Source organism: Azospirillum sp. NS33, assembly GCF_059703765.1.
Genome location: NZ_BAAKJB010000058.1, coordinates 1 through 26667 on the forward strand (window position 1 = coordinate 1; position 26667 = coordinate 26667).

The 26667-nt window shown below is 74.1% G+C and carries 26 protein-coding genes and 1 tRNA gene; 12 read left to right on the forward strand and 15 right to left on the reverse strand.

The features are described 5' to 3' along the window. Nucleotides 1–108: 108 nt before the first annotated feature. Both AC6H2I_RS29500 and AC6H2I_RS29505 read right to left on the reverse strand, forming a co-directional pair. Complete coding sequence (locus AC6H2I_RS29500) at nt 109–930, reverse strand: DUF6538 domain-containing protein (RefSeq protein WP_497504366.1); 822 nt, start codon at nt 928–930, stop codon at nt 109–111. 22 nt (nt 931–952) lie between these two features. Beyond that, nucleotides 953–1028 (reverse strand) — tRNA-Ala (locus AC6H2I_RS29505). Between the two features lie 205 nt (nt 1029–1233). On the opposite strand from AC6H2I_RS29505, the gene AC6H2I_RS29510 reads away from it, so the two are divergent. From AC6H2I_RS29510 to AC6H2I_RS29525, 4 genes are read left to right on the forward strand one after another with little or no spacing between them, the layout of a single operon-like run. Beyond that, complete coding sequence (locus tag AC6H2I_RS29510) at nt 1234–1527, forward strand: YggT family protein (RefSeq protein ID WP_497504367.1); 294 nt, start codon at nt 1234–1236, stop codon at nt 1525–1527. A gap of 1 nt (nt 1528) precedes the next feature. Continuing rightward, on the forward strand, nt 1529–1873 hold the full coding sequence (locus AC6H2I_RS29515) for a DUF167 family protein (protein WP_497504368.1): 345 nt from the start codon (nt 1529–1531) through the stop codon (nt 1871–1873). Continuing rightward, nucleotides 1860–2762 (forward strand): bifunctional methylenetetrahydrofolate dehydrogenase/methenyltetrahydrofolate cyclohydrolase FolD, encoded by a 903-nt coding sequence (gene folD, locus AC6H2I_RS29520; protein ID WP_497504369.1) that lies wholly within the window; start codon nt 1860–1862, stop codon nt 2760–2762. The genes AC6H2I_RS29515 and folD overlap by 14 nt, the downstream gene beginning before the upstream one ends. Next, on the forward strand, nt 2759–3775 hold the full coding sequence (locus AC6H2I_RS29525) for a magnesium transporter CorA family protein (protein WP_497504370.1): 1017 nt from the start codon (nt 2759–2761) through the stop codon (nt 3773–3775). The genes folD and AC6H2I_RS29525 overlap by 4 nt, the downstream gene beginning before the upstream one ends. A gap of 16 nt (nt 3776–3791) precedes the next feature. Here the strand turns inward: AC6H2I_RS29525 and AC6H2I_RS29530 are convergent, their stop codons facing one another. Together AC6H2I_RS29530 and AC6H2I_RS29535 are read right to left on the reverse strand one after the other, a co-directional pair. Next, the gene (locus AC6H2I_RS29530) at nt 3792–4493 is read right to left on the reverse strand and encodes a gamma-glutamyl-gamma-aminobutyrate hydrolase family protein (protein ID WP_497504371.1); all 702 of its coding nucleotides are present in this window, start codon (nt 4491–4493) and stop codon (nt 3792–3794) included. A gap of 7 nt (nt 4494–4500) precedes the next feature. Further along, nucleotides 4501–5496 (reverse strand): amidoligase family protein, encoded by a 996-nt coding sequence (locus tag AC6H2I_RS29535; protein ID WP_497504372.1) that lies wholly within the window; start codon nt 5494–5496, stop codon nt 4501–4503. A gap of 130 nt (nt 5497–5626) precedes the next feature. Here AC6H2I_RS29535 and AC6H2I_RS29540 point away from each other — a divergent pair, with 130 nt between their 5' ends. Beyond that, entirely contained in the window at nt 5627–6232 is a 606-nt protein-coding gene (locus AC6H2I_RS29540) for a GNAT family N-acetyltransferase (protein WP_497504373.1), read from the forward strand. Further along, nucleotides 6229–7119, forward strand: a complete 891-nt coding sequence (locus AC6H2I_RS29545) for a carbon-nitrogen hydrolase family protein (protein WP_497504374.1) — start codon at nt 6229–6231, stop codon at nt 7117–7119. The genes AC6H2I_RS29540 and AC6H2I_RS29545 overlap by 4 nt, the downstream gene beginning before the upstream one ends. 25 nt (nt 7120–7144) lie before the next feature. Here AC6H2I_RS29545 and AC6H2I_RS29550 read toward each other — a convergent pair whose 3' ends face one another. Further along, complete coding sequence (locus AC6H2I_RS29550) at nt 7145–7348, reverse strand: hypothetical protein (protein WP_497504375.1); 204 nt, start codon at nt 7346–7348, stop codon at nt 7145–7147. A 242-nt stretch (nt 7349–7590) separates the two neighbouring features. On the opposite strand from AC6H2I_RS29550, the gene AC6H2I_RS29555 reads away from it, so the two are divergent. The 3 genes from AC6H2I_RS29555 to AC6H2I_RS29565 all read left to right on the forward strand — a co-directional run bounded on the left by AC6H2I_RS29555 (nt 7591) and on the right by AC6H2I_RS29565 (nt 10204). Further along, a complete protein-coding gene (locus tag AC6H2I_RS29555; RefSeq protein ID WP_497504376.1) occupies nt 7591–8547 on the forward strand; it encodes an ABC transporter substrate-binding protein in 957 nt (318 codons plus the stop codon). A gap of 71 nt (nt 8548–8618) precedes the next feature. After that, complete coding sequence (locus AC6H2I_RS29560; RefSeq protein ID WP_497504377.1) at nt 8619–9407, forward strand: ABC transporter permease; 789 nt, start codon at nt 8619–8621, stop codon at nt 9405–9407. Nucleotides 9408–9415: 8 nt separating this feature from the next. Then, nucleotides 9416–10204 carry an ABC transporter ATP-binding protein gene (locus tag AC6H2I_RS29565; RefSeq protein WP_497504378.1) on the forward strand — a complete coding sequence of 263 codons (789 nt, stop codon included), beginning with the start codon at nt 9416–9418 and terminating at the stop codon, nt 10202–10204. 13 nt (nt 10205–10217) lie between these two features. On the opposite strand, the gene AC6H2I_RS29570 is transcribed toward AC6H2I_RS29565, so the two are convergent. The 3 genes from AC6H2I_RS29570 to AC6H2I_RS29580 form a co-directional block, all read right to left on the reverse strand. Further along, the gene (locus tag AC6H2I_RS29570; protein ID WP_497504379.1) at nt 10218–11066 is read right to left on the reverse strand and encodes a hypothetical protein; all 849 of its coding nucleotides are present in this window, start codon (nt 11064–11066) and stop codon (nt 10218–10220) included. A 4-nt stretch (nt 11067–11070) separates the two neighbouring features. Continuing rightward, nucleotides 11071–12144 carry a Do family serine endopeptidase gene (locus tag AC6H2I_RS29575; protein WP_497504380.1) on the reverse strand — a complete coding sequence of 358 codons (1074 nt, stop codon included), beginning with the start codon at nt 12142–12144 and terminating at the stop codon, nt 11071–11073. A 346-nt stretch (nt 12145–12490) separates the two neighbouring features. Beyond that, on the reverse strand, nt 12491–13909 hold the full coding sequence (locus AC6H2I_RS29580; protein WP_497504381.1) for a sensor histidine kinase: 1419 nt from the start codon (nt 13907–13909) through the stop codon (nt 12491–12493). Nucleotides 13910–14163: 254 nt separating this feature from the next. Between AC6H2I_RS29580 and AC6H2I_RS29585 the strand changes: the two genes are divergently transcribed. Beyond that, complete coding sequence (locus AC6H2I_RS29585; RefSeq protein WP_497504382.1) at nt 14164–15162, forward strand: hypothetical protein; 999 nt, start codon at nt 14164–14166, stop codon at nt 15160–15162. 10 nt (nt 15163–15172) lie between these two features. Continuing rightward, entirely contained in the window at nt 15173–16459 is a 1287-nt protein-coding gene (locus AC6H2I_RS29590) for a pentapeptide repeat-containing protein (protein WP_497504383.1), read from the forward strand. Nucleotides 16460–16474: 15 nt separating this feature from the next. Here the strand turns inward: AC6H2I_RS29590 and AC6H2I_RS29595 are convergent, their stop codons facing one another. The 6 genes from AC6H2I_RS29595 to AC6H2I_RS29620 all read right to left on the reverse strand — a co-directional run bounded on the left by AC6H2I_RS29595 (nt 16475) and on the right by AC6H2I_RS29620 (nt 24043). Beyond that, complete coding sequence (locus AC6H2I_RS29595; RefSeq protein ID WP_497504384.1) at nt 16475–18166, reverse strand: ATP-binding protein; 1692 nt, start codon at nt 18164–18166, stop codon at nt 16475–16477. Between the two features lie 179 nt (nt 18167–18345). Then, nucleotides 18346–19803, reverse strand: coding sequence for a heme biosynthesis protein HemY (locus AC6H2I_RS29600; protein ID WP_497504385.1), 1458 nt, complete (start codon nt 19801–19803; stop codon nt 18346–18348). Continuing rightward, the gene (locus AC6H2I_RS29605; protein WP_497504386.1) at nt 19803–21554 is read right to left on the reverse strand and encodes a COG4223 family protein; all 1752 of its coding nucleotides are present in this window, start codon (nt 21552–21554) and stop codon (nt 19803–19805) included. Before AC6H2I_RS29605 ends, AC6H2I_RS29600 begins: the two co-directional genes overlap by 1 nt. After that, nucleotides 21551–22351 (reverse strand): uroporphyrinogen-III synthase, encoded by an 801-nt coding sequence (locus AC6H2I_RS29610; RefSeq protein ID WP_497504387.1) that lies wholly within the window; start codon nt 22349–22351, stop codon nt 21551–21553. The genes AC6H2I_RS29605 and AC6H2I_RS29610 overlap by 4 nt, the downstream gene beginning before the upstream one ends. A 13-nt stretch (nt 22352–22364) precedes the next feature. Continuing rightward, nucleotides 22365–23291 carry a hydroxymethylbilane synthase gene (hemC, locus tag AC6H2I_RS29615; RefSeq protein ID WP_497504388.1) on the reverse strand — a complete coding sequence of 309 codons (927 nt, stop codon included), beginning with the start codon at nt 23289–23291 and terminating at the stop codon, nt 22365–22367. A 59-nt stretch (nt 23292–23350) separates the two neighbouring features. After that, entirely contained in the window at nt 23351–24043 is a 693-nt protein-coding gene (locus tag AC6H2I_RS29620; protein ID WP_497504389.1) for a 2OG-Fe(II) oxygenase, read from the reverse strand. Nucleotides 24044–24655: 612 nt separating this feature from the next. On the opposite strand from AC6H2I_RS29620, the gene AC6H2I_RS29625 reads away from it, so the two are divergent. Next, nucleotides 24656–25219: a DJ-1/PfpI family protein gene (locus tag AC6H2I_RS29625; RefSeq protein ID WP_497504391.1), complete on the forward strand. Its 564-nt coding sequence runs from the start codon at nt 24656–24658 to the stop codon at nt 25217–25219. A gap of 121 nt (nt 25220–25340) precedes the next feature. On the opposite strand, the gene AC6H2I_RS29630 is transcribed toward AC6H2I_RS29625, so the two are convergent. After that, nucleotides 25341–26667: oligopeptide/dipeptide ABC transporter ATP-binding protein (locus AC6H2I_RS29630; RefSeq protein ID WP_497504392.1), on the reverse strand; the 1327-nt coding region annotated here is incomplete at its 5' end.

Here is a 26667-nt window from a genome sequence, read left to right on the forward strand (position 1 = left end):
TCCGAACCGCGCGCTCGCGGACTTCAGGGGCGAACTTGGGTGATGTCTGCTTCGTCATGATGACCCCATCTTCTCAGGAAATGGGGCCTCCGGGAAACCCGGGGCGGTTCAGCCGGACGCTTTACCGGCGTCGCGGGTCTTCTGGGCGATCTCGCGGGCGGTCAGGGTCGGGTACCGCTTTGTCGAGTTGGGCGGCAGCCACCGGAGGGTGTCCATGACTTCGCGGCAGGTCTCCCGGCCGATGTCGGACACCGGTGTGTCCTGGCCGATGATCTCGATCAGCAGGCCGAACACCGTCTCGTAGGCCAGGACGGTCTTGCCGGACCGGATGACGCCGGGATCAGCCATGTAGGCGTCGTAGACCTGCTGGATGGTCTTCGCCGTGGCGGGCTCGGCAGCGGGCACAGCGGCCTCCGCGGCGACCGTCTGGGCGGCGTGGAGTTTTTCGGCGATGCGGCTGGCCAGCAGGTCCAGGTCGATGTGGATGGCCGGGCCTGTGGGATCGGGCAGGACGGCGTCGGCCGTCACCGAGGGGGCGGGGGGCGGTCGGCAGGCCCGGTCGCACGCGGCGTGGGCCGGATCGCTTCCGGTGCCCCCGCGAACCGCATCGAATTCCTGCTCGATCTCGAAGGCCACCCGGCGGGCCGCCCGGATGGCGTCGGGGTAGCGGCTGGTCCTGAGGGAGCGGTTGATGTGGGTCCGGCCCAGAACCCCCTGGAGGTCGGCCGGAACCCGCGTCCGGAACTGCCACACGGCCCCCCGCAGCCACAGCCCCGTGGAACGCCGCTTGGGCGACAGGGATGTGCGACACCCCGGACAGGCTGAAACGGCGGATTTTGAAGGGGATGAAGGCGATTCGGCTGACGCCGCGTGCGACAGGGCGGTGTCACACCGCGGGGAATTCCGCCCCTTCCGGGCGAATTCCTGCATCGCGTCACGGTCCGGGGATGATTGGTGGAGCCGAGGAGGATCGAACTCCCGACCTACGCATTGCGAACGCGTCGCTCTCCCAGCTGAGCTACGGCCCCACTCGCCGTCCCCGGCGTGGGCGGGATAATGGTGATCCGCCTCCGCCCTGTCAAGCGCTTGTTTGGCGCCCGCCGCAGGCCCCCGGGGCACCCCCGAACGCCACCCCGCGGGGGGCTCTCGCCGCGCCGCGGAGCCAGGGCTTGTCAGGGGGCGGGTCGGCGATTAGGGTGCTGGCAACCGAGAAACCGGAGGGACAGTGCCGTCATGGAGCCGTTGGTCGCGACCATCTTCGGTTTGATCTACATCGTGCTCGACCTGTTCAAATGGATGCTGATCATCTCCGTGGTGATGAGCTGGCTGGTCGCGTTCAACGTCATCAACACCCGCAACCGATTCGTCTACATGGTCAACGATTTCCTGTACCGGGTGACGGAGCCGGTGCTGGGGCCGATCCGCGGTGTCATGCCGACCCTCGGCGGCATCGATCTCGCCCCCATCATCGCCCTGCTGGGCGTGTGGTTCCTGCAGAGCCTGATCGTCAACTACGGGCTCATGTAGAGTGACCGCGGCCCGCGGCCCGCTGGAAGCCGTGGCCGACGGCGTGCGGGTGGCCCTGCGGGTCAGCCCCAGGGCGGCGCGCAACGCCGTCGCCGGCGTCGGCGAAACCGCTCCGGGCCGGTGGGCGGTGAAGGTCAGCGTCACCGCGGTTCCCGAGGACGGCAAGGCCAACGCCGCGGTGATCAAGCTGCTGTCGAAGGCGTGGGGCGTGCCGAAGTCGGCCATCGCGGTGGTCGGCGGCGTCACCGACCGCAACAAGATGCTGCATGTGGCCGGCGATCCGGCCGCGCTGATGCGCCGGCTGGGCGCGCTGGTGGAAGGAGGGGAGGGCGATGGCCGAGGCTAGGATCATCGATGGGAAGGCCTTCGCCGCCGGCCTGCGCGGCCGGGTGGCCGAAGGCGTCGCGGCGCTCCGGGCCAGCCATGGGGTGACCCCGGGCCTGGGCGTGGTGCTGGTCGGCGAGGACCCGGCCAGCCAGGTCTATGTCCGGTCCAAGGAGAAGGCGCTGGTCGAGCTGGGGATGACCTCCTTCGACCATCACCTGCCGGCCGACACCTCCCAGGACGCGCTGCTGACGCTGATCGACGGCCTCAACGCCGACCCGGCGGTGCACGGCATCCTGGTCCAGCTTCCCCTGCCCAGGGGCATCGACACCCAGGCGGTGCTCGGCCGGATCGCCCCGGCCAAGGACGCCGACGGCTTCCACGTCGTCAACGCCGGCCGCCTGGCCACCGGCCAGCCCGGCGCCACCATCCCCTGCACCCCGTGGGGCTGCCTGCTGCTGATCCGCGACGTCCTGGGCCGCGACCTCGCCGGCAGGCGGGCGCTGGTGGTCGGCCGTTCCAACATCGTCGGCCGCCCGATGGGGCAGCTGCTGCTGCAGGCGGACTGCACCGTCACCATGGCCCACTCCCGGACCCGCGACCTCGCCGCGGAGTGCCGCCAGGCCGACATCCTGGTGGCCGCCGTCGGCCGTCCGGAGATGGTGCGCGGCGACTGGATCAAGCCGGGCGCGGTGGTCATCGACGTCGGCATGAACCGGATCGCCGGCGAGGGCGGACGCACCCGGCTGGTCGGCGACGTCGCCTTCGACGAGGCGCGGACCGTGGCCGGCGCCATCACCCCGGTGCCCGGCGGCGTCGGGCCGATGACCATCGCCTGCCTGATGCTGAACACCCTGGCCGCGGCGTGCCGCGCCGCCGGCGCCCCGCTGCCGCCCGAGGCGGCCCCGTGATCACCGTCCACGCCCGCAACGAGACGGGGCGGGTGATCGAGCAACCCCTGGGTCTGGGAGACCCGCTGCCCGCCGGCACCGTGTGGATCGATCTGCTGCGCCCCGACGAGGCGGAGCGCGGCCATGTCGGCCGGCTGGCGGAGTGCGACCTGCCGACCCGCGAGGAGATGCGGGAGATCGAGGCCTCGTCCCAGCTCTACGTCGAGGCCGGCGTGGTCTACCTCACCACCACCGTCATCGCCCGGGCCGACACGCCGCACCCCGAGCAGGGCGAGGTCACGTTCGTCCTGACGCCGCGGCACATGATCACCCTGCGCTACACCGAGCCGCGCTCGGTCGCCACCTTCGCCGCCCGCACCGCCCGCCAGCCGGACCTGCTGGCCAGCGCCGAGGACGCGCTGCTGGGCATCCTCGACGCCGTGATCGACCGCGTCGCCGACGTGCTCGAGCTGATCGGCGGCCGCATCGACGCCCTGTCGGCGCGCATCTTCACCGACAGCCTGGATGGCGGAATCGGCGCCACCGGCGGCGCCGGCGGCGGGCGGCGGCGCAAGAAGCCCGACGAGCTGCAGGACGTGCTGCGCGGCATCGGCCGCGCCGGCGACCTCACCCACAAGGTGCGCGACAGCCTGGCCGGGCTCGACCGTCTGGTGGCCTTCCTCACGTCGGTCACCGCCGGCCGGCTCGGCAAGGACCAGAAGGTGGCCCTGAAGACCCTCGCCCGCGACCTCCGTTCGCTCAACGAGCACGCCGGCTTCCTGGCCCACGAGGCCAACTTCCTGCTCGACGCCACGCTGGGCCTGATCAACATCGAGCAGAACGCCATCATCAAGATCTTCTCGGTGGTCGCCGTCGCCTTCCTGCCGCCGACGCTGATCGCCTCGGCCTACGGCATGAACTTCGCCTTCATGCCGGAGCTGCAGTGGGCCTGGGGCTATCCCATGGCGCTGCTGCTGATGGCGGTGTCGGCGGTGCTGCCGCTGTGGTATTTCCGCCGCCGCGGCTGGCTCTGAGCCGCCGGGCGCCCGTTCAGGCCGCCATCAGGGCGTCGACCGGCACGCCGGCGGCGGCGGCGGCGAGGGTGCGGAACAGGTTCTGCTGGCGCTCGTCGTGGGCCAGGTATTCGGGGTGCCATTGCACCCCCAGGCGCAGCGGGGCGCCGTGGGCCTCGGTGGCCTGGACGATGCACCAGCGGTCGCGGGCCACCACCACCAGCCCCTCCCCCAGGCGGTCCACCGACTGGTGGTGCAGCGCGTTCACCCGGCATTCGGCCAGGCCCAGCACGCGGTAGAGGCCGCTGTCGGGAACGATGCGGATGCGCTTGCGCGGCAGCACCGTGCGCATGCGCGGCGCCTCCTCGTAGATGGCGTGGATGTCGGTGTGCAGCGTGCCGCCGCGGTGCACGTGGATCATCTGCGAGCCGCGGCAGATCCCCAGCACCGGCAGACGCCGCCGTTCGGCGACGTCCAGGGCGTCGAGTTCGAGCCGGTCGCGCGCCGGATCGATGCGCACCTGCGGCCCGGCGCCGAAGCCGGCGCCGTAGAGACCGGCGTCGATGTCGTCGCCGCCGCCCACCACCAGACCGTCCAGGCGGTCGATGGGAAAGGGGCGCTCCGGGGTGATCCGCACCGCCCGGGCGCCGGCCCGCCACAACGCCAGGCGGTTGGCCCACCAGGCGATCCGGCTGCCGTGCACCGAGGCGGTGACGCCGATGAGGGGCCGCGCCGTCATGGCGCGCTCACCCCGTCGGGCGGAGGTCGAGCGCGCGCTCGACCTCGCCGGCCCAGCTCGCCAGCGTGCGCCGCTCGGCCCGGTCGCGGAAGGCGACGCCCAACCCGTCCAGCCGCTCCCGGTCGGAGGCCAGCGCCTCCACCGTCACCCAGCGGTTCCATTCCGCCGCCAGCGACCACGCGGGGTCGCCGATGCGGGCGTTGGGAAGGCGGTAGTGGAAGGTCGGCCGGGCCCGCACATGGGGGTCGCTGACCCGCGCCGCCAGGACGTCCGGCGCGAGGTCGGCGAACAGGGGCAACAGGTCCAGCTCGCGGTTGCGCGACGGATTGGCGTCCAGGTAGTCCCCCACCAGCCCGGCCATGTCCGGGCGGTAGGCCGGATCGACCACCTTGGCGGCGTAGGCCACGGGGAAGGAGGCGACGTACCCGGTGAGCCGGCGCGTCGGGTCGACCCGGACCGCCGCGCGCAGCCAGGGCCCGAGCAGCAGGAAGGCCTTGAGGTGGTCGAGCACGTAGTCGGCGCTGGTGTCGGCGATCTCGGGGTTGAAATGCAGGCCGAAGGCGAACAGGGGGCTGGCCTCGGTTCCGGCGGCGCCGGCGGCGCGCAAGGCGTGGACCAGCCGGTCCAGGTCGCCCAGGCGCTCGATCGCGATGGGCGGGGCGGTGATCTCGAACGGCATGACCAGGCTGCCGATGCTGCCCCACAACGGCCGCAGATGGTCGAGCACGGCGTCGACGGTGTCCGGCACCCCCAGCGCCTCCGGCAGGCCCGGCTTCTTGTGCGCCGCCCGCATGTCCAGCTCGACCGTGAAGTCGCCCAGCGCGGTGCCGCGCACCCGGCAGCGGTGCGGATCCTCGGTGACGATGGTGCCGCCATAGAGGGCGCGCACCTGGCGCGCCGCCGCGGGGGCGTCGAGATTGGCGAACTCCAGCTCCACCCCGACGCGGCGGGGCGAGCCGTCGGGCGCGGTGCGGAACGGCGGCATGATCAGCGGTGTCTGCATGATGTGTGGTGAACACCGCCGCCGCGCCGCGGTTCCGCGCCCGCGAAACGCGGCCCACTGCGGCGGCCGGCCTTGACCGCCGGTGGGTGCGGTGCCTACCAAGGGGCACGCCATTCAGGGAGGGACCGCGATGACCGACACCCTGCGGATCGAGCCGCTGACCGGCGCCGCCCTGACGGCCCGGCTGCCCGACCTGGCGCGCCTGCGCATCGCCGTGTTCCGGGCCTTCCCCTATCTGTACGACGGCTCGCCGGACTACGAGGAACGCTACCTGGCGACCTACGCGGCGGCCCCCGGCAGCGTCGTCGTCGGCGCCGTCGACCCGGCCGACGGGCGGCTGGTCGGCGCGGCCACCGGGCTGCCCCTGCGCCACGAGCCGGACACCGTCACCGTCCCCTTCCGGACCCGGGGCTGGGACGTCGAGCGCCTGTTCTACTACGGCGAATCGGTGCTGCTGCCGGAGCATCGCGGCCGCGGTGTCGGCGTCCGCTTCTTCGCCGAGCGCGAGGCCCACGCCCGCCGGCTCGGCGGGTTCACGCAGGCGGTGTTCTGCGCCGTCGAGCGGCCGGCCGACCACCCCCGCCGGCCGCCGGACCACCGCCCTCTGGACGGGTTCTGGCAGCGCCGCGGGTTCCGGCCGCTGCCCGGGGTGACCTGCGCCTTCTCGTGGCGCGATCTCGACGAGGAAGCCGAGAGCGCGAAGCCCATGCGGTTCTGGATCAAGGAGCTGGCATGACGGTGCTGCGCGTCGCCGCCGCCCAGTGGCCGGTGGAGCGGCCCGCCTCCCTGGACGCCTTCGTCGCCAAGGCCGGGCGCTGGGTGGCCGAGGCCGCCGCCGGCGGCGCCGGGCTGCTGGTGTTCCCGGAGTACGGGGCGATGGAAGCGGCCGGCCTCGCCACGGCGGCGGACGGCGACCTGGCCGCCCAGACCACCGCACTGCAGCCCCTGGTGCCGGCGGTGCGCGCGGCGTTCCAGGCGCTGGCACGGCGCCACGGGGTGTGGATTCTGGCCCCCAGCCTGCCGGTGCGCGGTGCCGACGGCGGGGTGCGCAACACCGCCTGGCTGGTGGCGCCGGACGGCCGGGTCGGCACCCAGGAGAAGCTGGTGCCGACCCGCTTCGAGCGTGAGCGCTGGAACCTCGTCGGCGGCGCCGGCCCGCTGGTGTTCGACACGCCCTGGGGGCGGGTCGGCATCTGCGTCTGCTACGACGCGGAGTTCCCGCTCATCGCGCGGCGCCAGGCGGAGGCCGGGGCGGTTCTGCTGCTGGTCCCCAGCTGCACCGATGCGCCGGCTGGCTGGCACCGGGTGCGCGTCGGCGCCGCGGCGCGGGCCCTGGAAAACCAGTGCTTCGTGGTCCAGGCGCCGACGGTCGGGGCCGCGCCGTGGTGCCCGGCCATCGACACCAACACCGGGGCCGCGGCGGTGTACGCCCCGCCCGACCTCGGCATGCCCGAGGACGGCGTGGTGGCGATGGGAACAATGGACGCCCCGGGCTGGCTCTACGCCGACCTCGACCTCGCCGCCGTGGCGCGGGTGCGCCGCGACGGTCAGGTGCTGAACCTCCGCCACTGGACCGAGCAACCGGCGTCCGGACCGGCGGCCCTGGGACGTTGGGAGGAGTGACGGGCGACGGGCCGCGCCGGTGCGCTCAGCCCCGCCGCACCCAGCGGCGCCAGAACGACGCGGCGGCCCGCTCCTCCTCGTCCTTGCCGGCGAGCCAGGCGTCGGCCAGTTCGCGGACCTGCCAATTTCCCAGGAAGCGGTCGCAGTCCACGGCGGCGTACAGCCGCACCCGATCCTTACCCAGACGCTCGAAATAGGCCAGGGTGCGGCGGCGGTCGTCGTCGCTCATCGGCCGTACGGCTCCGCCGCGTTGGACCATCGGGGGCCGTGTCACCAACATCCGCTCCCTGGCATGGCGCATCCCTACAAAATATGGGACTCCAACGGCGCACTATAGGAATATTGTGCGCCGCAGCGCAACCGTGGCACCCTTCCGCGCAGCGGGAAAAGCGATCACTATGGGACATTCCGGCCGCCGCCGCGCCACCCGCGCCGCGGCGATGCCGCAAGACGACAGGGAGACTGGGAACCATGAACACGAAGACCTGGGTTGTGGGGACGCTGGTGGGGGCGATCGTCGGCCTGAGCGGGGCCGTCGCCGGGGCGCAGGACCTGCCCAAGATCACCATCGCCATGAGCGGCTGGACCGGCTTCGCGCCGCTGACCCTGGCCAAGGAGGCCGGCCTGTTCAAGAAGAACGGGGTCATGGTCGAGATCAAGAAGATGCCGGTGGCCAACCGCCACCAGGCGATGGTGGCCGGCGAGGTCGATGCCATCGCCACCACGGTGGACACCCACATGGTCTACGCGTCCTCCGGCGTGCCGGTGCAGCAGGTGTTGGTGCTCGACAGCTCCCACGGTGGCGACGGCATCGCCGTGCGCACCGGCATCGACGCGGTGGAGGGGCTGAAGGGCAAGCAGGTGGCCGTGGAATCCGGCGGCGTGCCGCAGTTCTGGCTGGCCTATGTGCTGAAGAAGCACGGGATGTCCCTGGACGACATCCAGCAGACCAACCTGTCGCCCAAGGATTCCGCGGCCGCCTTCGTCGCCGGCCAGACCGATGTGGCGGTGACCTACGAGCCCTACCTGTCCAACGTCCGCGAGGCCGGTGGCAAGGTCCTGGTCACCTCCGACCAGACGCCGGGCGTGATCATCGACACCCTGGCGTTCCAGCCCGACTACGTCGAGAAGAACCCGAAGATCGTCCAGGCCGTCGTCGCCTCCTGGTTCGAGGCATTGGAGATGATCAAGGAGAATCCGGACGAGGCCTACGCCACCATGGGCAAGGACGTGAACCAGTCGGCCGAGCAGTTCGCCACCTCGGCCAAGAACGTGCGCTGGTACGACAAGGGCATGAACCAGGCCTATTTCGCCGACACCATGCCGACCTTCCTCGGCGAGGTGCGCGACGTGATGCTGGAGGCCAAGCTGATCCGCCGTTCGCCCGACGACCTCGCCACCATGGCCAACGGCTCCTTCGTGAAGTGACCCCGTCCCCGTCCCGGCCACCGCACGACGGCCGGGACGGGGGCACGCCCACCGACGAGACACCCCCGATCATGAACGGACTCTTCGCGCCGCTGAAGCCGGTGCCGCCGGGCCTGCGCCCGGTCCTCTCCATCCTCTGCTTCGCCCTGTTCTTCCTGGGCTGGGGGATCGCCACCTATGGCGGCTTCGTGAAGCCGCTGTTCCTGGCCTCGCCGGGCGAGACCCTGCGCTCGGGCGGGGCCCTGTTCACCGAGTACGGCTTCGCCGAGGACGTGCTGGTCACGGTCTGGCGGGTGTTCGCCGGATTCCTCCTGGCGGCGCTGCTGGCGGTGCCGCTGGGCATCCTGATGGGGGCGTTCAAGCCGGTGGAGGCGTTCTTCGCCGGCTTCGTGTCATTCGCCCGCTACCTTCCCGCCTCGGCCTTCATCCCGCTGCTGATCCTGTGGTCGGGGGTGGGCGAGCTGCAGAAGATCCTGGTGATCTTCATCGGCTCGATCTTCCAGATCGTCATCATGATCACGGTCATCGTCGGTTCGGTGCGCGCCGACCTGCTGGAGGCGGCCTACACCCTGGGCGCGTCGCGCCGCGGCGTGGTGCTGCGGGTGCTGCTGCCCGCCGCGGCGCCGCAGATCGCCGAATCGCTGCGCCTCGTGCTGGGCTGGGCCTGGACCTACGTCATCGTCGCCGAACTGGTCGGCGCGTCGGCCGGCATCGGCCACATGATCATCGAGGCCCAGCGCTTCCTCGACACCGGGCAGATGATCTTCGGCATCTTCGTCATCGGCATGATCGGCCTGATCACCGATTTCCTGTTCCAGACCGCCAACGCCCGCCTGTTCCCCTGGGCGCGCGGGCGCTGAGGCCACCCATGAGCAAGCTGTCCATCCGCGGCGTCGAGAAGACCTTTCCGGCCCGCCGCGGCGCCGCCCCCACCCGCGCCCTGGAGCCGACGGACCTGGAGGTCCGCGACGGCGACTTCATCACCATCCTCGGCCCGTCGGGCTGCGGCAAGTCCACCCTGCTGCGGGTCGTCGCCGGGCTGGAGACGCCGACCGCCGGGACGGTGCTGCTGGACGGCGAGCCGGTGACCCGGCCCGGTCCCGACCGCGGCATGGTGTTCCAGTCCTACACCCTGTTCCCCTGGCTGAGCGTGCGCGACAACGTGTGCTTCGGCCTGCGCGAGCGCGGGGTGCCGCGGGCCGAGCAGGTGGAGATCGCCGACCGCTACCTCGCCCAGGTCGGGCTCAAGGGGTTCGAGGCCCATGCGCCGGCCCAGCTGTCGGGCGGCATGCAGCAGCGCACGGCGCTGGCCCGGGCGCTCGCCAACGACCCCAAGATCCTCCTGCTGGACGAGCCGTTCGGGGCGTTGGACCACCAGACCCGCGAGCTGATGCAGGAGCTGCTCCTGGGGATCTGGGAACAGCACCGCAAGACGGTGCTGTTCGTCACCCACGACATCGACGAGGCCATCTTCATGGCGAGCCGGGTCGTCGTCATGTCGGCCCGGCCGGGGCGCATCAAGTGCGACATCCCCATCGAGCTGCCGCACCCGCGCTCCTACAAGGTCAAGACCACCGCCGCCTTCGCCGCCCACAAGGAGCGGCTGACCGAGGAGATCCGGGTGGAGACCATCAAGACCCTGAACATGGAGGCCTGAGGGCGGGCCGTCGCTAGTCGAAATCGTCCAACGAGAGCTGGCGCACCTCGGGCGGCGCCGGGGTCTGCGTGTCGGGCGTCTGGGTGTCGGGCGCCTGGGTGGCGGGCGTCTGGGGTGGCGGTTGCGGCGGGGGGGGGGGGGGGGGGGGGGGGGGGGGGGCGCGGGGGGGGGGGGGGGGGGGGGGGGGGGGGGGGGGGGGGGGGGGGGGGGGGGGGGGGGGGGGGGGGGGGCCCCGCCCGCCCCCGCCCCCGCCGGACGGCGGTTTGATCGCCTTGTTGACCGCGCCGCGCGGGCCGACGCTGGGCTGGTCGCCGAAATCGGGCAGGGGCGGCAGCCGGGCCATCGCCGCGCGCATCAGCTCCGCCACCCGTTCCGCCTTGGCCCGCACCGCCAGGCCGCGCTCCGCCGAATAGCGCGGGTCGTCGAGGAAGGCGCGGATGGCGATCAGGCCGCGCAGTTCCACGCCGCACATCTCGTGGGTGCCGATGGGCAGGTGCTTGACCCGGACGAAGGTCGCGAAGAAGCCTTCGCTCTCCTCCACGAAGAGGACCACCATCCGCGTGTGCATGCGGTCGAGCGCCGTCCCCAGCGGCCCGGCGAGGTCGCGGGGCAGGGTGTCCAGCTTCTCGTCGACCAGCGACGCCAGGGCGAAGAAGTCGCGGACCGCGCGGGTGAACCGCCGGTAGCGGGTGAGGCCGCCGACGCTGACCCGGTCGCGCGCCTGGGCCGCCAGATCGCCGGACGTCGCCAGCATCTCGTCGAGGCGGATGAGCATGGTCGCGACCTCGCGCTGGCGCGCCGCCGGGCTGGCCGGCACCGCCGCGGCGGGCGGATCGGGGGGGCGGCTGGGGGGGCGCGCCATCGGCTCAGCGCGCCGAGCGCACGGTGACGGAATGCTCCTTGCCACCGCGCAGGTAGGTCAGGCGCACCGGCGTGCCCACCCGCAGCAGGCCGATGCGGTTGCGCAACTCGGTGCCGCTGGCGATCGGCCGCTCCCCCACCGCCACGACCACGTCGCCGGGGCGCAGGCCGGCGTGGTCGGCGGCCGATCCGCGCTCCACCTCGGCGATCACCGCGCCGGTGTCGCCGGTGATGTTCAGCGCCTCCGCCAGATCCGGGGTGAGGTCCTGGATGGCGACGCCGAGCCGGCCGCGGCGCACCTCGCCGTAGTCGACGAGCTGGTCCATCACCGCCCGCACGATCGCCGCCGGGACCGCGAAGCCGATGCCGACGCTGCCGCCGGCGGGGCCGATGATGGCGGTGTTGATGCCGATCAGCTCGCCCCGGAAGTTGACCAGGGCGCCGCCGGAATTGCCCGGGTTGATGGAGGCGTCGGTCTGGATGAAGTCCTCGTAGCCCTCCACCCGCAGACCGCTGCGGCCCAGCGCCGACACGATGCCGGAGGTCACCGTCTGCCCCAGCCCGAAGGGGTTGCCGATGGCGACGACGAAGTCGCCGACCTGGGCCTGGTCGGAATCACCGAACGCCAGCGCGGTCAACCCCTCCGCCGGGATCTGCAGCAGGGCGACGTCGGTGGCGGCGTCGGACCCGACGAGCCGGGCGCGCAGCCGGCGCCGGTCCTTCAGGGTGACGAGGACCTCCTCGCCGTTGGCGATCACGTGGTGGTTGGTGATCACGTACCCGCGGGCCGCGTCGACGATCACGCCCGAGCCCGCGCTGGCCTGGGGCCGGCCGCGGGGCCGGTCGGGAATGTCGAAGAAGCGGCGGAAGAAGGGGTCGCGCAGCAGGGGATTGTCGTGCTGCGGCGCGCGCGAGAGCACGGCGATGTTCACCACCGCCGGGGTGACCGCGTCGAGCATGGGGGCGATGGTGGTGACGCCGGAGACGGCGGCCGGCAGGGCGGCCGGCGCCGGGACCGCCGCACCCAGGGTTGCGGCCAGGGCGAACACCGCCATCGTCGCGCGCCGTCGTCCCATCATGGCTGCCGTTCCTCCCTGATGCGCAGTCGCCGTCCCGCGCGACATTTGGTGGAAAGCCGGAGTTGGGTCAAGGTGGTGACGATGCCGGTCCCGCACCGGCGCCCTTCCCGAGGTCCCGGCATGAGCCGTCCCCCCGTCACCCCCTCCGTCCGTCCCCCCGCCAGCGTCCCGGCGGCGCCCCGCGGCCCGGCCGCCACGCCGGCGACCGGAGTCCATCCGCTCATCCATTGGTGGGCGGCGGCCGCCGGCGCCACGGCGCCGTTCGTCCCGGCGTTTTGGCTGGTCGCGGCGTCGCCGTTCCACTGGGCCCCGCCCCTGTGGATCGCCGCCCTCGCGGCGGGGCGTGTCATGGCGCCGGCGCCGGCGGCGGCACGCGGCGCGCGTCCGGCAGAGCCGGCGGCGCGGCGGCGATGACCGGCCGGATGGCGGCGAAGGGCACCGTCACGGACACGCAGGACCCTCGCCCGGTGTGTGCGCACACGGCGACGGGGTGGCCGAGCAGGGCGGCGGTGCGGCCCACCGCCGACAGCCCCGGCCCGGCACCGCTGCGGGGGTCGCGCTGCGGGGGGCCGGCGCCGGTGTCCCAGACCTCGATCCGCAGCGCCCCGCCGCGGGGGCGGCAGGCCACCAGGACGCGTCCCGGCGCCGTCCGGTGCAGCGCACCGCCGATCAGATTGGCGAGGATGCCGCCCAGCAGCGTGGGATCGCTGTCGACCACGGCGGGGCAGGGGCGGACGGCGATCCGGACCCCCGTCGCGGCCGCCTGGTCGCGCACCGCCGTCACCGCGGCGTCGATCAGCTCCTGGATCGCCACGGCGGCACGCCGCGGCACGATCACCACCGGCGGCGTCGCCGGCGCACCGCCGTCGCCGGTGGCGGGCGCAGGGCGACGCGGTCCGGCGGTGCGCCGCCCGATGCGGACCGCCAGCCCCGCGGTGGCCAGAAGGACCGAGCCGGCAACCGCCGCCACGGTCCACAGGCCGCGCCGCCGCGGGCCGTCGACCGCCTCTTGCGGCGCGGCGTAGCCAAGGGACCAGCCGCTGACCGCCGAGGGCCGGACCGCCAGCAGCATGCCGTCGCCGTCGCCCGCGGTCCGCCGATGCCAGTCCGGCGCCGGCCGCTCCGCAGGGTCCGCGGCGTCCGGGGTGCGGGCCACCACCGTCCCGTCGCGGTCGACCACCGCGCCGGTCCACCCCCGTGGCACCGCCTGGCCGTCCAGCAGGCGGCTCCAGCGCCGTGCCGCCACGGTGACGCCGACGACCGCCTCGACCGCGCCGTCGCGGCGCAGCGGCACCGCCACGGCGACGGCGGGCTCCTCGTCCGCCGGCCCGGGCAGCAGCCCGGACACCGCCACCCGGTTCTTGACGATGGCCTCGCGCACCGTCGACGCCATCGGGGCGGGGTCGGCGGGCGGGCGCCCGTGCCGTGCCGTGGCGTGGCCGAAGGCGTCGGTGCGGACCATCGAAAGCCAGGACGGGTGCGCCGCCAGCAGCGCCGCCGGGACACCGGGGATCGCATCGGCCGCCCCGTCGCCGGCCCCCTCGCCGGCCCCCTCGAGGCCGCCCGCCAGCGCCGCCCCCTCCACGGTGGCGGCGATGCCGGCGAGGTCGGCGTCGAGCGCCAGGACGAGCGCCTGGGCTGTGTCGCCCAACGCCTGTTCGAGCATCGCCGTCCGGTCCATCGCCTGACGCACGACCAGCCCGGCGGACAGGAGGGCGAGCGGAACGGTCGCCGCCAGCACGAGCAGCGCCAAAAGGCGGCCCACCCCCGAGCCGCCGGCCGGGCCGGAGACCGGCGATGGCGCGCCGTCGCGGCCGTCGTCGCGGGTGTCGCGCGGCCCGATCGCGGACCCGGTGGTTGGCGGCAGAGCACTCTCCCGATGCGGTGCAGGAATGGGTGGAGACGCCGATGGCCCACGCTTCTCACGGGCGAGCATAGCAGGATTCCTTTACGACCCTCCGGGGTAAGGATAGATTTGCTTGGCATGCTCCGGAACAGACGTTTTCAGAATCTCTGCGAATGACCGACACGCCGTTGCTCGAGATCAGCGAGGAGGAATTCCTCCAGGTCGAGGAAGCCCTGTCCCAGACGGCGCGGGGGCGGGCCTTCCTGCGCATGCGCGACCGGCGCACCCGGATCGCCGCGATCGACGAGTTCCAGCGGGTCGCGGCCCTGCTGAAGAAGCAGGTCGATCGGTTGAGCGTGGCCGGCGGCGGTGCCGCGCCGGCGCGCATGGCGGCCGCCGCACCGGCGCTGGCCCCGGTCGGGGATGGCGCGCTCACCCGGATCCAGCAGGAGCTGAACGCGATCGGCGAGTTCGTGCAGCAGGCGCGAACCGACATCGCCGCCCTGAAGCCGGCCGACAACGGGACCAACCGGATCATGGCGGCCACGGCGGAGCTGGACGCGATCGTCGTCGCCACGGAACGGGCGACCAGCGACATCCTCAACGCCACCGAAAGTATCCTCGACTACGCGGCGCGCATCCCCCGCGACGATCCCGACTGGGCCGAGGTCGGCGGCGGGGTCGAGACGCTGTGCATCGACATCATGACGGCCTGCTCGTTCCAGGACATCACCGGACAGCGCACCACGAAGGTCGTCAACACCCTGCGCTACATCGAGCAGCGGGTGAACACGATGATCGAGATCTGGGGCGTCGACCGCGCCGCCATGGGATTCGGCGAGGGCGAGGTGGCGGCCCACCGCAAGCTCAACGACGACCGCCCGGACGCCCATCTGCTGAACGGGCCGCAGCTCGAGGGGCAGGGGGTCAGCCAAGACGAGATCGATTCCATCTTCGACCACATGGCCGCGGAGCGCCCGGACGTGCTGGAGCGCGAGGCACCGGCGGTCGACGACGCGCCGCCGCTGGCCCCGGCCGCACCGGCCGCCCCGACCGCCACGCCGCCACCACCACCACCACCACCGCCGCCGCCACCGCCGGCTCCCGCGGCGGAGCCGGCCGGCGGCACGGTGCAGTACAGCCAAGACGATATCGACAAACTCTTCGCCTGACGGACCGCCCATGGCCTACGATGGCAAGCTCAAGACTCGCATCCGGCTCACCCAGGATCAGCTCGACCGGGTGTGCGAGCGCCATGCGCGCTTCACCGAGGGGCGGCCGGGCGGTGCGCGCGCCAACCTGCCCTTCTTCGACCTGTCCGGGCTCAGCCTGTCGGGGCGCAATCTGACCGGCGCCAACCTGTCCGGCGCCAACCTGCGGGACGCGACGCTGCGCGGCACGGTGTTCGATCACGCCGACCTGTTCGGTGCCGACCTGCGCAACGCCGACCTGCGCGACGCCCGCATGTTCCGCACCGACCTGCGCGGCGCCAACGTGCGCGGCGCCAACATGGAAGGCGCGGCCATGGTCGAGGTGGACCTGCGCGACGCCAGCAAGGTGAACAAACAGAGCACGGCGGAAACCAAGGTGGTTGGCTTCCTGCCCGGCCCCGCCGACCTCAGCTCTGCCCGCCTGAACAACGCCGACCTGTCGCGCGCGCGGATGACCGGCAGCGTGGCCCGTGCGGTGGACTTCACCAACAGCGCCCTGTCCGGCACCCGCCTCGATCGCGCCGACCTGCGCGACAGCACCTTCATCGGCGCCGATCTGCGCGGCGCCGATCTGTCGGCGGCGGACCTGCGTGGCGCCGATCTCGACGGCGCGTTTCTCAACGAGATGGACCTCACCGCCGCCATCTGCTCCGACCAGCAGGCGGCTTTCCACGCCGTGGCGGAGGCCCAGGCGGCGGCGCCGGACGTTGTCGCGGAGGACGCGGTCTCGCCCGAGGCGGACGCCTCCGGAGGAGCGCTCATCCTGGAGGAGGAGCTGCGCCAGCATTTGCTGTGGCTGGGCTCGAGCGGCCGCGTCGGCCGCCAACTCGACATCACCGGGCGCGACCTGGAAGGCGTCGACCTGACCGGCGCCGTGCTGACGCTGGCCAAGGGCGAGGGGGTGACCCTGCGCAACGCGGTGCTGACCGGCGCCCAGCTCCAGGCGGTCCAGTTCGAGAGCGCCGACCTGCGCGGCGCCGACCTGCGCGGGGCGGACCTGCGCGGTGCGGCGCTGGACCGCGCCGTCCTGGTTGGCGCGCAGATGGGGGCGGCTCGGCTCGGGGCGCTGGTGATCGCCGGGGCGGGGCGGACCCTGCGCACCTCGCTGGTCCGCGCCCGCCTGACCGGCGCCTCGCTGGTGGGGGCCGACCTCAGCGACAGCGACCTGTCCCGCGCCGATCTGACCGGCTGCATCGTCACCGGCGTGAAGCTGGACGGGGCCAACCTGGAAGGCGCGCGCGGCGAAGTGGCGGCCTGATCCCGGGGTCGCCCGTCACGCCGGAGGGAAGCGCACGGTCACCGTCGTGCCCCGCCCCGGCGCGCTCGCCAGGTCGATGCTGCCGCCGTGACGCTCCACGAGGGCGCGGGCCAGGGTGAGGCCCAGCCCCGCGCCCTCGTGGCGGCGCGACAGGCCCGCGTCGCCCTGCTGGAACGGCTCGAACACCCGGGACAGCGCGTCGGCGGCAATGCCGGTGCCGGTGTCCGTCACGATCAGCGCCAACCGGCCGCCCTCCTCCGTCGCCACGCTGACGCGGGCGCTGCCGCCGGGCGGCGTGAACTTGACCGCGTTCGACAGCAGGCTGACGAGGATCGTCATCACCGCGCCGCGGTCGGCGTAGAGGCCGATGGGAAGGACGCCGGTGTCGTCGACCAGCGCCACCCCGGCCTTCACCGCGCGGTCGCGGACCATGTTGAGCGACGATCGAACGACCGCGCCGACGTCGACGGTCTCCCGCGACAGGCGGTGCTCGCCCGCCTCGACCCGGGCCACGTCCAGGACGTCGTTGATGATCCCCAGTAGGTGCCGCCCGCTCTCGGCGATGTCGCCGGCGAACTCACCGTACTTGGCGTCGCCCAGCGGCCCCAGGACGCCGTCGCGGATGATCTCGGAGAAGCCGATGATGGCGTTGAGCGGCGTGCGCAGCTCGTGGCTCATGTTGGCGAGGAAGGTGTTCTTGGCCTGGGCGGCCGCCTCGGCCCGGGCCTTGGCCTCCAGCAGGGCGCGTTCCGCCGCCTTGCGCTCGGTGATGTCGCGCAGGTGCGCCGTGAAGAACGGCTCCATGCCCACCGGCGTGGGTGTGACCGTCAGCTCGGCGGGGAAGACGCTGCCGTCGGCCCGCTGGCAGTTCACCTCGACCCGGCGGCCGATCAGCCGGCCACCCTTGCCGGCCAGACAGGCGGCGAAGCCGCGGCGATGGACGGCGCGCCACTCCGGCGGCACGAAGAGGTCCTCCGGCCGGCGGCCGAGCGCCTCGTGGCGCGAACAGCGGAGCGTGCGTTCCGCCGCCGGGTTGAACTCCACCAGCAACCCCGCCGCGTCGACCGCGAGGATGCAGTCCAACGCGCAGTCGACGATGGACTGCTTGCGGGTTTCGCTGCGGTGCAGCTCGGCGTCGAGCCGCGTGCGCTGGATGGCGCCGGCCAGCATGGCCGCCGTGGCGCTCAGCACGGCCGTGGTCTCGGCGCTCCAGGCGCGGGCGGGGTCGAGATCGGCGAAGGCGAGGTGGCCCCACCAGGTGGCGTCGAGGAGCACCGGCACCAGCAGCAGGGACCCGATGCCGGCGGCTTCCAGCGCGCCCCGCAGACCCGGCTCCTGGTCGGGCGTCGCGATGGCCAGCGGGCGGCCGCTGCGCATCACCCCGGCCCACGCCGCCGGGATGCCGCCGTGGGGTGGGCCGCCCAGCCTCGGAGGGGTGTCGTCGGCGACCGCCGGCATCCCCGGCGCCCGCCATTCGAACAGGCAGTCCTGGGCCAGCGATCCGTCGGCCGCCGCGGAGACCTGGTGCAGGCCGGCGCGCGTCGCCGCCGCAGCCCGGCCGAGGCGGGACAGCAACTCGTCGAGACCGCCCCGCCAATCGCCCAGCCCGACCACGCGCGGGGCGGCCGCGGCCAGCGCACCGAGCATGGCCGCATGGTGGATCGGTTCGGGCGCAGGCGGATTCTCCGGGCCTGCGGATTCGGGCATCGTGCGGTCCTCGGCGGTCGCCGCCATCCTGCGGCCGGACAGAGAATAGAGGTCAAGGCTTGACGGAGTGTTTACCCGCTGGGCGTGCAAAGGCCCCCGTCCGTGCGCGGACGGGGGCCTGAGCGGGGGCCCGAGCGGGCGCCGGTGGCGCGGAGGGCTGCCTCCCGGTCAGCGCCCCATCAACGCGCCGCCGCGCGCGTCGCCGGCAGCGGGCCCGGTGGCGGCGTCCCTTGTGGCGGCGTCCCTTGTGCCGGTGCGGTTCCGGTGGCGGGCCGTTGAGCGGCGGGCAGCTGCGCCGTGGGCAGGCCAGCCGCTGCCGCCGTGGCCTCGGCGGGCGCGGTGTGCAGGGCGACCGAGGGCTGTTTCCAGTCCAGGCTGTCGAAGGCGCTGCAGTGGCCGCACAGGCCGGCCCAACCGGCGCTGACGGCACCGCAGGCGCGGCAGGTCCAGGCCGGATCGGCCGGGGCCGACGCGGCCTGCGCCAGCCAGGCGCGTGCGGCGTCCTCCTTGCCGTGTTCGGCGCGCTCCAGATCGGCCAGCAGGCGGTGGACGCGGCGCGAGGGTTGCAGCCCCATCGCCTTCTGCAGGTGATTCCGCGCCTCGCCCCACAGCTTGGCGTCCATCGCCGCACGCGCCACCGCAAGGTGGCTCTCCACGTGGTTGGGCGACTGCGCCAGCAGCTTCTCGAACATCTTCACCCGGGTCAGCGGATCGTAGCCATCCAGCACCTGGCGGTAGACGTCGGCGAGCTCGGGGTGCGGGTGCAGGCGCCAGGTCCGCTCCACCACCTTGGCCGCCGGTTTCGGCCGGCCGGTCTCGGCCAGCAGGGCCGACAACCGGGCCGCCGCCGGCACGAAGCCGGGCAGCAGGTCGTGCGCCGCCTGGGCGTGGTGGAGGGCCGAATCGGCGCGGCCGCGCCGCTCCGCCTCGAAGCTGCGCTCCAGCAACAGGGCGGCCCGGTGGTGGCGGCCGTCCTCCGGGGTCACCGCGCCGGCCTGGACCGCACCCTGCAGGGTCGTCTCGGCCGCCGCCCACTCGCCCGAGCGCGCCTCCAGGTCGTACAGGGTTGCCAGCAGCCAGGGGGTGTTGGGCTGGAGCGCCTGGGCGCGGCGGGCGAGGGTCAGGGCCTCCACCCGGTCGCCCCGCTTGATCGCCTGGGTGAGCAGGCCGCGCAGGCCGAGGAAGGCGGTTTCCGGCCGCTCCAGCATGGCCGAGAAATGATGCGTGGCGGTGCGGTCCTCGCCCATGAGCTGGGCCGCCTGGGCCGACAGCAGCATGGTCAGCGGCGGTTCGTTCAGCAGGCCGTCGGCGCGCCGGGCCATCCGCTGCGCGGTGGCGGCGTCGCCGGCCGCGACCGCCACCAGCCCACGGGTCAGGGCCTGATAGCCGCGTTCGCGGCGGCGGGCCCGGCGCAGCCGGCGGACGCTGGACGGCGCACCCCACAGGCCGCGCCACAGGCGGTAGAGCACGGCCGCGGCGCCCAGCGCCACGACGGCGATCAGCACCGCCATGGCCACCGAGGTTTCGACGATCCAGCCCTGCCAGGCCACGGCGACCGTTCCCGGCCGCTCGGCCAGCCAGACGGCGATCGCGACGACGATCGCCAGCTTGACGATGAACCAGAGGGCGCGCGCCATCATTGGGCTCCCGCGGCGCCGGTGGCGCCGCCCAGCAGCGTCAGGGCACGACCGTTCAGGGTCTCCATGGCGGCGTCGGCGGCGAGCCGCGCCTTCGCGCCGGACACCCACTCCGCCGCGGCGTCCGCCGCCGGCCCGCCCAGGCCGGCCAGCTCGTCGAGGGCGGTGGCGAGGTTGCCCTCGTTGACCGCGGCCTCGGCCCGGGCGACCACCGCCGCGGCGCCGTCGCCGACCACGCCGGCGCCCTGCCGGCGCACGGTGACCAGGGTCGACAGGGTGCCGGTGACCTGGTCGAGCCAGTCACCGCCCTCGCCCCGCTGCGCGGCGCGGACGATGGTGCGTCCGACCGGCTCGAACCGCTCGGCGAGCTGGGAGCGGGTGGGGATGCCCGCCTCGGCCCGGGCGGCGATGGCGTCCAGCGCCTGCGAGACCTCGGCGTCGCCGTCGGCCAGGGTGCGCACCGCGGCGAGCTCCGCCGTGAAGGGCCGGCTGTCCGACAGCGCGCCGCGCAGCTGGCCGGCGGCCAGCACCAGGGCCTGGGCCCGGCTGTCGCGCTCGCCGCGGGACTGCAGCGCGCCGGATAGCCGCTCCACCTCCTCCCTCAGGCCGGTGACCTGCTGGCGGACCTGCTCGGCCTGCGCGCCCCCGGACTCGGCCTGCGACAGCCGCTCGCGCAGGGTCGCCACGGCGTCGCCCAGGCTCGCCACCTCCTGCGCCAGCGGGGCGACCCTTGGGTCCTCCGGCGGCGGCGGTGCGGCGTCGGTGGGCTCCGCCGCGGCCGCCTCCAGCTCCGCGACCCGGGCGGTCAGATCCTGCAGCGCCTCTTCTCCCGCCGCCGCTGCGGCGTCGGCCTCGGCGGGCGCCGGAGCGGCCTCCCGCTGCTCCAGCGCGGCCAGCCGGTCGGTCAGCGCCTCAAGGTCGGCCTGCGACGCGGCGGACCCGGTGGCCTGCGCCTCCCCGCTCGGTGCCGGGCGCTCCTCCAGCGCCGCGACGCGCCCGGCGAGCGCGCCGAGATCGGCGCGCACGGCCGGGTCGGGCTGCGGAGCCGCAGCCGGCTCGGCGCCCCAGCCCGGGACCTGCCCGGCCCACCAGGGCTGGGTCAGCGCCGCCACCCCGACCGCGAGGGCCACGAGGGCGACGAAGGTGGCGAAGCCGGCACCGCCCGACGGGCGCGGTTCGGTCATGACCCGCACCGGCGGGTTGAACGGGCGCTCCTGGGCAGCGGTTTGGTCGGCGGCGGGTTCGTCGGCAGCGGGTCGGTCGGCAGCGGGTCGGTCGGCAGCGGGGTCCTGGTCGGTGGACTCCGCCGCGCGGCCGGGCTCGCTGTGGTCGATCGGGGCCGGGCCACCGCTGTCCGGGCCACCGCTGTCCGGGCCGGTGGCGTCCGGGCCGGCGGGCGCGCCAAGAACCTCGCCACCGCTCCTGGCCACACCCTTGTCCTCGGCCGAGCGGTCCTCGGCCGGGGTGGCGGCCTCGAGGTCGGCGTCGTCGAGGGGAATGCCGAACTTCACCGCGGCGGCCCGCAGGTCGGCATGGCGGGACAGCGGAATGGCGCCCCGCTTCTTCCAGCCCTGCACGGTGGTGACCGGGGTGTCCAGCTTGTGGGCCATCGGGCGGATGCCGCCGAAGCGTTCGACGATGCGCTCGACGGCGGCGCCACCGGAGCCCGCGTCGGAAGAAGCCGGGGAGTTCGAGGGCGTCGGGCCGGTCGACTCCCGTTCGGGATTATCGGAGCCTGGGCGAGGGGTCATGAACTGCCTTCTTGGTCGCGCGCTGTCGTCGCGCTCTGTCGCATCTGTTCCCGGATGCCGGCGCGATCCGGCACGAGAGCGAGGAGGGACTCCTGCGTCGGTCGCTCGGCCACCTGTACGTTCCGCCAGGGGATGGCCGTCCCCTGAAACGTACGGATCGCATCGGCGACCGCGGGACTGAGGCACAGCGCGTCGACCGTGCGACAGGGGTCGAGAAGCCTTGCCTCGTCGAGCAAGCTAACAAACGACCGGGCGGTACGGGGAGAGAAAATAAGCACTGCCTCGATCCGACCTTCGGCCAGTCGACCGGCCGTCGGTACTGTCAGAGTGGTTGCTGGACGGGCTTCGTACAAGGCCGCGCGGTGTACGATGAAGCCTTTTGCGCCAAGCATTCCAGCGAGATCGCCGGCGACGGCGGTGCCTGCGACATGAAGCAGCGCCCCACCGTCGGGGCGGCACCGGCGGGCGGCCAACTCGGCCAGGGCGTACACGTCGCCGGCCGCACTTTCCACATCCTGGAATCCCGCCTCGGCCGCCGCCCGCGCCGTGGCGTCACCGACCGCCAGCACCGGCCGGTCGCGCCGTGGGGTGCGCCGTGCCAAGGCGCGGACGCCATTGGCGCTGGTGAACAGGAGGGCCTGTACGCCGGTCAGCTCCGGGGCCGGGCCGGGGTGCCACACCAGCTCGAGCATCGGCTCGAGCGCGGTGTCGTAGCCGAGCTCCGCCAGTCGGCGCTGCAGCGGGGCGGCGTCCTCGGCCGGCCGGGTGATGAGGAGCAGCGGGCGAGGGGCGGTCACCGCGGCCCCCCGTTCAGGCCTGGAAGAAGCCGGCCGGCAGCCGCGCCTTGATCTCGGCGCCGGCGTCGCGGCCCATGGCCTCCGCCGCCGGCGCCGGTCCGCGGCGCTCGGCGTGGAAGACATGCCGGCCGTCGGGCGACAGCACCTTGGCGCGCAGATGCAGGGCGTCGCCGTCCAGGGTGGCCAGGGCGGCGATCGGTGTCCGGCACGAGCCGTCCAGGGCGGCGAGAAGCGCCCGCTCGGCGGTCACCCGCACCGTGGTGGCCGCGCAGGCGAGGGCGTCCACATAGCCGCGGGTGCGGGCGTCGTCGCTTCGAATCTCGATGCCGATGGCGCCCTGGGCCACCGCCGGCAGCATCGTCTCCGGTTCGAGCACCGCGCTGATCCGCCCGGTCAGGCCGAGCCGGCGCAGCCCGGCCAGCGCCAACAACGTCGCGTCGACCTCCCCGGCGTCGAGCTTGGCGAGGCGGGTCTGGACGTTTCCGCGCAACGGCACGACCGTCAGGTCGGGGCGGCGCTCCAGCACCTGGGCCTGGCGGCGCAGCCCGGCGGTGCCGACCACCGCGCCGGCCGGCAGGTCGTCGAGCCCCTGCCCGCCGCGGGAGAAGAAGGCGTCGCGCGGGTCCTCGCGCGGCAGCAGGGCCGCCATCTCCAGGCCGTCGGGCAGCCAGGTCGGCACGTCCTTCATGGAATGGACCGCCAGGTCGATCCGGCGGTCCTGCAGGGCCTCTTCGATCTCCTTGGTGAACAGGCCCTTGCCGCCGGCCTCGGCCAGGGTGCGGTCGAGGATGCGGTCGCCGCTGGTCTTGATGACGACGATGGCGATGGCGTCGGGGGCGGCGAGCTCGGGGTGCGCCGCGGCCAGCCGGTCGCGCGTCTCGTGGGCCTGCGCCAGCGCCAGGGGGCTGCCGCGCGTGCCGATTCGCAGTGCAGTGTTCATCGCCGCTTTCTAGGCGATCGGCGCCCGCTTGCCTAGTGCCGGAGCGCGCCGAGCCGTTGTCACGCTGCGTCGTGGAAGATGATGCCGAGCGTCAGGCGCAGGCCGGAGCGGACCCGGCTGACGCCGTGGCGCAGGATCGCCCGGCGGGGGCCGCGGACCCCGGGCACCGGGCGCTGGCGGACCGGGAAGACCACGCCGTCGCCGAGACGGAGGGGCACGACCTCGGGGCGGGACTGCATGCGCGCCTGCTGTTCGGTCAGCACGAATTCGCCGCCTGTGAAGTCGCGGCCGGGGTCCGACAGCAGGACCACCACCTGCAGCGGGAACACCTCGGCGCCGTAGAGGTCCTGGTGCAGGCGGTTGTAATCGCCCTCGCCGTAACGCAGCAGCAACGGTGTGGGTTTGGTCTGCCCAGCGGCGTGGCAGCGCGCCAGGTAGGCGGCGTGGTCGTCGGGGTAGCGGGCGGCGTCGCCCAACGCGGCGTTCCATCGGTTCGCCACCGCGGCGAGCGGCGGGTAGAGGGTCTCACGCAGGCGGACCACGACCGCGGGCAGGGGATGGGCGAGGTACTTGTACTCGCCCCGGCCGTACCCGTGGCGGCCCATGATGACCTGCTTGCGGCACGGCACGTCGGCGTAGACGCCGGCGAGCGCGGCGCACTCCCCGGGCGCCAGCAGGCCCGGCAGGACGGCGCAGCCGTGATCGTCGAGCTGCCGTTCGGGAAAGGAGATGGCCTGGGGGGTGGTGCTCATGCGGCGGGTCTCCGCGGCGTGGGGGTGGGTGGGGCGGCCATCGTACCGCCCACCGCCCGGCGGCGTCGTTCCGAACCTTGCGATGGGGCGCGCTTGGGCGCGCTTGGGCGCGAACAGGCGCGGTCCGGCGGGAGTCGGCTCCCGGCTGCCGGCGCGGCGCGGGGGCAGCTTTGCAGTGTCGGCATGGCGGCGTTGCGGGCTGTTGCTCGCGGCCCCGACGCCGCCGCAAACCGGCGGTGACCCGCGGATAAGCGGCACTTCGGGAGCCCCGCCGCGCCGGCCGGCCGGCCGGTGCACCGCGGAATCAACGATTGACTCGCGACCGGCGAAAGCCCACTTCTGTGCCATGCGAAAATCGAAACGACCGGAGCGTCGCTGCTCCTACGCCGGCACCCGATGAAGGACCGGCGTTCGGTCTCATCGCCGCACCGCGCCCCCTTCCCGGCACGGTGCCGGAATTCCGTTCCCGGATGTCAAGGCGTTCCCCGGTGCGGCGCTGGCCGGCCCCGGCGGCAAGGCCGTGCGGCGCCCGTCTAGGGCGCCTTTCGGGCGCGGGCCCCTGGCTGCGCCTGGGCGGTCGTTCAGGATCAACAAACGAAAGGACATTGAAGAATGGATCAGGCCCTCGCAGGAAAGACCATTGCCATCCTCGTCGCCAACGGCTTCGAGGAGACCACGATGACCGAACCGCAGCGGGCCCTGCTGAAGACCGGTGCGGCGTTGCGCACCATCTCGCCCGAGCAGGGGCTGGTGAACGGCTGGCACGGCAAGGCTTGGGGCCACTACTTCCCGGTGGACAAGCAGGTCGGCGACGTCCTCGGCTCCGACTACGACATGCTGCTGCTGCCGGGCGGCGAGCGCAGCGTCGCCAAGCTTCTGCAGAACGCGCACACCCGCCGCATCGTCGGCCACTTCCTGGACGCCGGCAAGCCGGTGGCCGCCATCGATGACGGCGTGCAGCTGCTGGCCGCCTCGGGCAAGCTGAAGGGCCGCACCGTGGCCGCGCCGGAGGCTCTGACCGAGGAGCTGACCGCCGCCGGGGCCATCGTGTCGGAGGATGCGCTCGCCGCCGGCGAGGCGCTGATCACCGCGCGTTCGGTGGATGACCTGCCGGCCTTCGTCGAGCAGGTCGTGAAGGGCTTCGCCGAGGCCGTCTCGCTGAAGAAAGCCGCCTAAGACCGACGCGAACCGCTCCCTGGCGGGCGCCCGCCCGCCGGAGCGCAAGGGGGCGCCGTCGCGCCCCATCCCGTCGACGCCACGCCGCACCGGCCGCTTCCCGCGCCGGTGCGTTTGTGTGTCAGGGGGGCGACGGCTCGGCGCCCTCGGCCCAGAAATGGCAGGCGACGAGGTGGCCGGGCGCCACCGTTTCCAGCTCCGGCGCCACCGCGGCGCAATGGTCGCGGGCGCGCGGACAGCGCAGGCGCAGGGCGCATCCCGAGGGGGGCGCCAGCGGCGAGGGCGGGTCGCCGGCGAGGTCCGGCGGCCGGCCGGTCGCGACCGCCAGCAGGGCGCGCGTGTACGGGTGCCGCGCGTCGGTGCGCACCGTCTCGGCGTCCGCCGCCTCGACGACCCGGCCCAGCAGCAGCACCAGCACGCGATGGGCGACCCGGCAGGCGAGGCCGGCGTCGGCGGTGGCCAGCACCAGGGTCAGGCCGTGGGCGCGCCGGGCGTGCAGCAGCCGGTCGAGCAGGGCCGCCCCTTCGGCCGGATCGAGGGAGGCCAGAGGCTCGTCCGCCACCAGCAACGCCGGCCCCGGTGCCAGGGCGCGGGCCAGCCCGGCCAGGGCGGCGTCGCCCGGCGTGAGCCCGGCGGGGTAGCGCGCGGCGGCGTCGGCCGGCAGCCCGGTTTCGCGCAGGGCGAGGTCCAGCCGCGCCACCGGGTCGGCGTCCGGCACCAGGGCCCGCACCGCCTCGGTGATCTGCCCGCCCACGGTCGCGGTCGGCGTCAAGGCGGCGCGGGGGTCGGGGAAGAGCGGCTGCACGACCTGGCGGGCCAGCCGCACGGTGGCGGCCCCCGGGGCCGTGAGGTCCTGGCCGAACCAGGTCACCCGCCCGCCGGCCACCGGCACCAGGCGGGCCAGCGCCCGCACCAGGACCGCCTTGCCGCTGCCGCTCTCGCCGACCAGGGCGACGGCGTCGCCGTCGGCGGCGTCGAAGCTCACCCCGTCGACCGCGGTCAGCCGTGGCGCCCGCCGGCCGAGGCCGCCACCGATCGTGAACGAGACCCGCAGGTCGCGCACCGACAAGGCCGGGGCGCCGCGCGGCGCGACGTCGTCGAGGACGGGGGCGGGGCGGGGCGCCGGCGGGCCGAGACGCCCGCCCTCCAGGTCGAGCGTGCGGTCGGCCGGCGCGGCGACCCCGTCGTCGGCGCGGCCGGCCAGCAGCAGGGCGATGCCGCGGCGGCGGGCCTGGGCGGCGAGACGGTGCAGCAGGCGGGCCCGCACCGTGGGGTCGAGGTCGGCGGCCGGCGCGTCGGCCAGCAGGGCCCGCGGCGCCGCCGCCAGCGCCAGCGCCAGCGCGACGCGCCACCGCACGGCCGCCGGCAGCTCGTGCGGGTGGAGCGCGAGGCGCCGCCGCGCTCCCGCCACCTCCTGTTCCTCCAGAAGGACGAGGGCGCGGCGTTCG

Excerpts from the sequence above, each read along its gene's own strand:
- AC6H2I_RS29500 (WP_497504366.1), bottom strand. The coding sequence starts at position 930 with ATGCAGGAATTCGCCCGGAAGGGGCGGAATTCCCCGCGGTGTGACACC.
- AC6H2I_RS29510 (WP_497504367.1), top strand. The coding sequence starts at position 1,234 with ATGGAGCCGTTGGTCGCGACCATCTTCGGTTTGATCTACATCGTGCTC.
- folD (WP_497504369.1), top strand. The coding sequence starts at position 1,860 with ATGGCCGAGGCTAGGATCATCGATGGGAAGGCCTTCGCCGCCGGCCTG.
- AC6H2I_RS29530 (WP_497504371.1), bottom strand. The coding sequence starts at position 4,493 with ATGACGGCGCGGCCCCTCATCGGCGTCACCGCCTCGGTGCACGGCAGC.
- AC6H2I_RS29535 (WP_497504372.1), bottom strand. The coding sequence starts at position 5,496 with ATGCAGACACCGCTGATCATGCCGCCGTTCCGCACCGCGCCCGACGGC.
- AC6H2I_RS29540 (WP_497504373.1), top strand. The coding sequence starts at position 5,627 with ATGACCGACACCCTGCGGATCGAGCCGCTGACCGGCGCCGCCCTGACG.
- AC6H2I_RS29545 (WP_497504374.1), top strand. The coding sequence starts at position 6,229 with ATGACGGTGCTGCGCGTCGCCGCCGCCCAGTGGCCGGTGGAGCGGCCC.
- AC6H2I_RS29550 (WP_497504375.1), bottom strand. The coding sequence starts at position 7,348 with ATGAGCGACGACGACCGCCGCCGCACCCTGGCCTATTTCGAGCGTCTG.
- AC6H2I_RS29555 (WP_497504376.1), top strand. The coding sequence starts at position 7,591 with ATGAACACGAAGACCTGGGTTGTGGGGACGCTGGTGGGGGCGATCGTC.
- AC6H2I_RS29560 (WP_497504377.1), top strand. The coding sequence starts at position 8,619 with ATGAACGGACTCTTCGCGCCGCTGAAGCCGGTGCCGCCGGGCCTGCGC.
- AC6H2I_RS29565 (WP_497504378.1), top strand. The coding sequence starts at position 9,416 with ATGAGCAAGCTGTCCATCCGCGGCGTCGAGAAGACCTTTCCGGCCCGC.
- AC6H2I_RS29570 (WP_497504379.1), bottom strand. The coding sequence starts at position 11,066 with ATGGCGCGCCCCCCCAGCCGCCCCCCCGATCCGCCCGCCGCGGCGGTG.
- AC6H2I_RS29575 (WP_497504380.1), bottom strand. The coding sequence starts at position 12,144 with ATGATGGGACGACGGCGCGCGACGATGGCGGTGTTCGCCCTGGCCGCA.
- AC6H2I_RS29585 (WP_497504382.1), top strand. The coding sequence starts at position 14,164 with ATGACCGACACGCCGTTGCTCGAGATCAGCGAGGAGGAATTCCTCCAG.
- AC6H2I_RS29590 (WP_497504383.1), top strand. The coding sequence starts at position 15,173 with ATGGCCTACGATGGCAAGCTCAAGACTCGCATCCGGCTCACCCAGGAT.
- AC6H2I_RS29595 (WP_497504384.1), bottom strand. The coding sequence starts at position 18,166 with ATGCCCGAATCCGCAGGCCCGGAGAATCCGCCTGCGCCCGAACCGATC.
- AC6H2I_RS29600 (WP_497504385.1), bottom strand. The coding sequence starts at position 19,803 with ATGGCGCGCGCCCTCTGGTTCATCGTCAAGCTGGCGATCGTCGTCGCG.
- AC6H2I_RS29605 (WP_497504386.1), bottom strand. The coding sequence starts at position 21,554 with ATGACCCCTCGCCCAGGCTCCGATAATCCCGAACGGGAGTCGACCGGC.
- hemC (WP_497504388.1), bottom strand. The coding sequence starts at position 23,291 with ATGAACACTGCACTGCGAATCGGCACGCGCGGCAGCCCCCTGGCGCTG.
- AC6H2I_RS29620 (WP_497504389.1), bottom strand. The coding sequence starts at position 24,043 with ATGAGCACCACCCCCCAGGCCATCTCCTTTCCCGAACGGCAGCTCGAC.
- AC6H2I_RS29625 (WP_497504391.1), top strand. The coding sequence starts at position 24,656 with ATGGATCAGGCCCTCGCAGGAAAGACCATTGCCATCCTCGTCGCCAAC.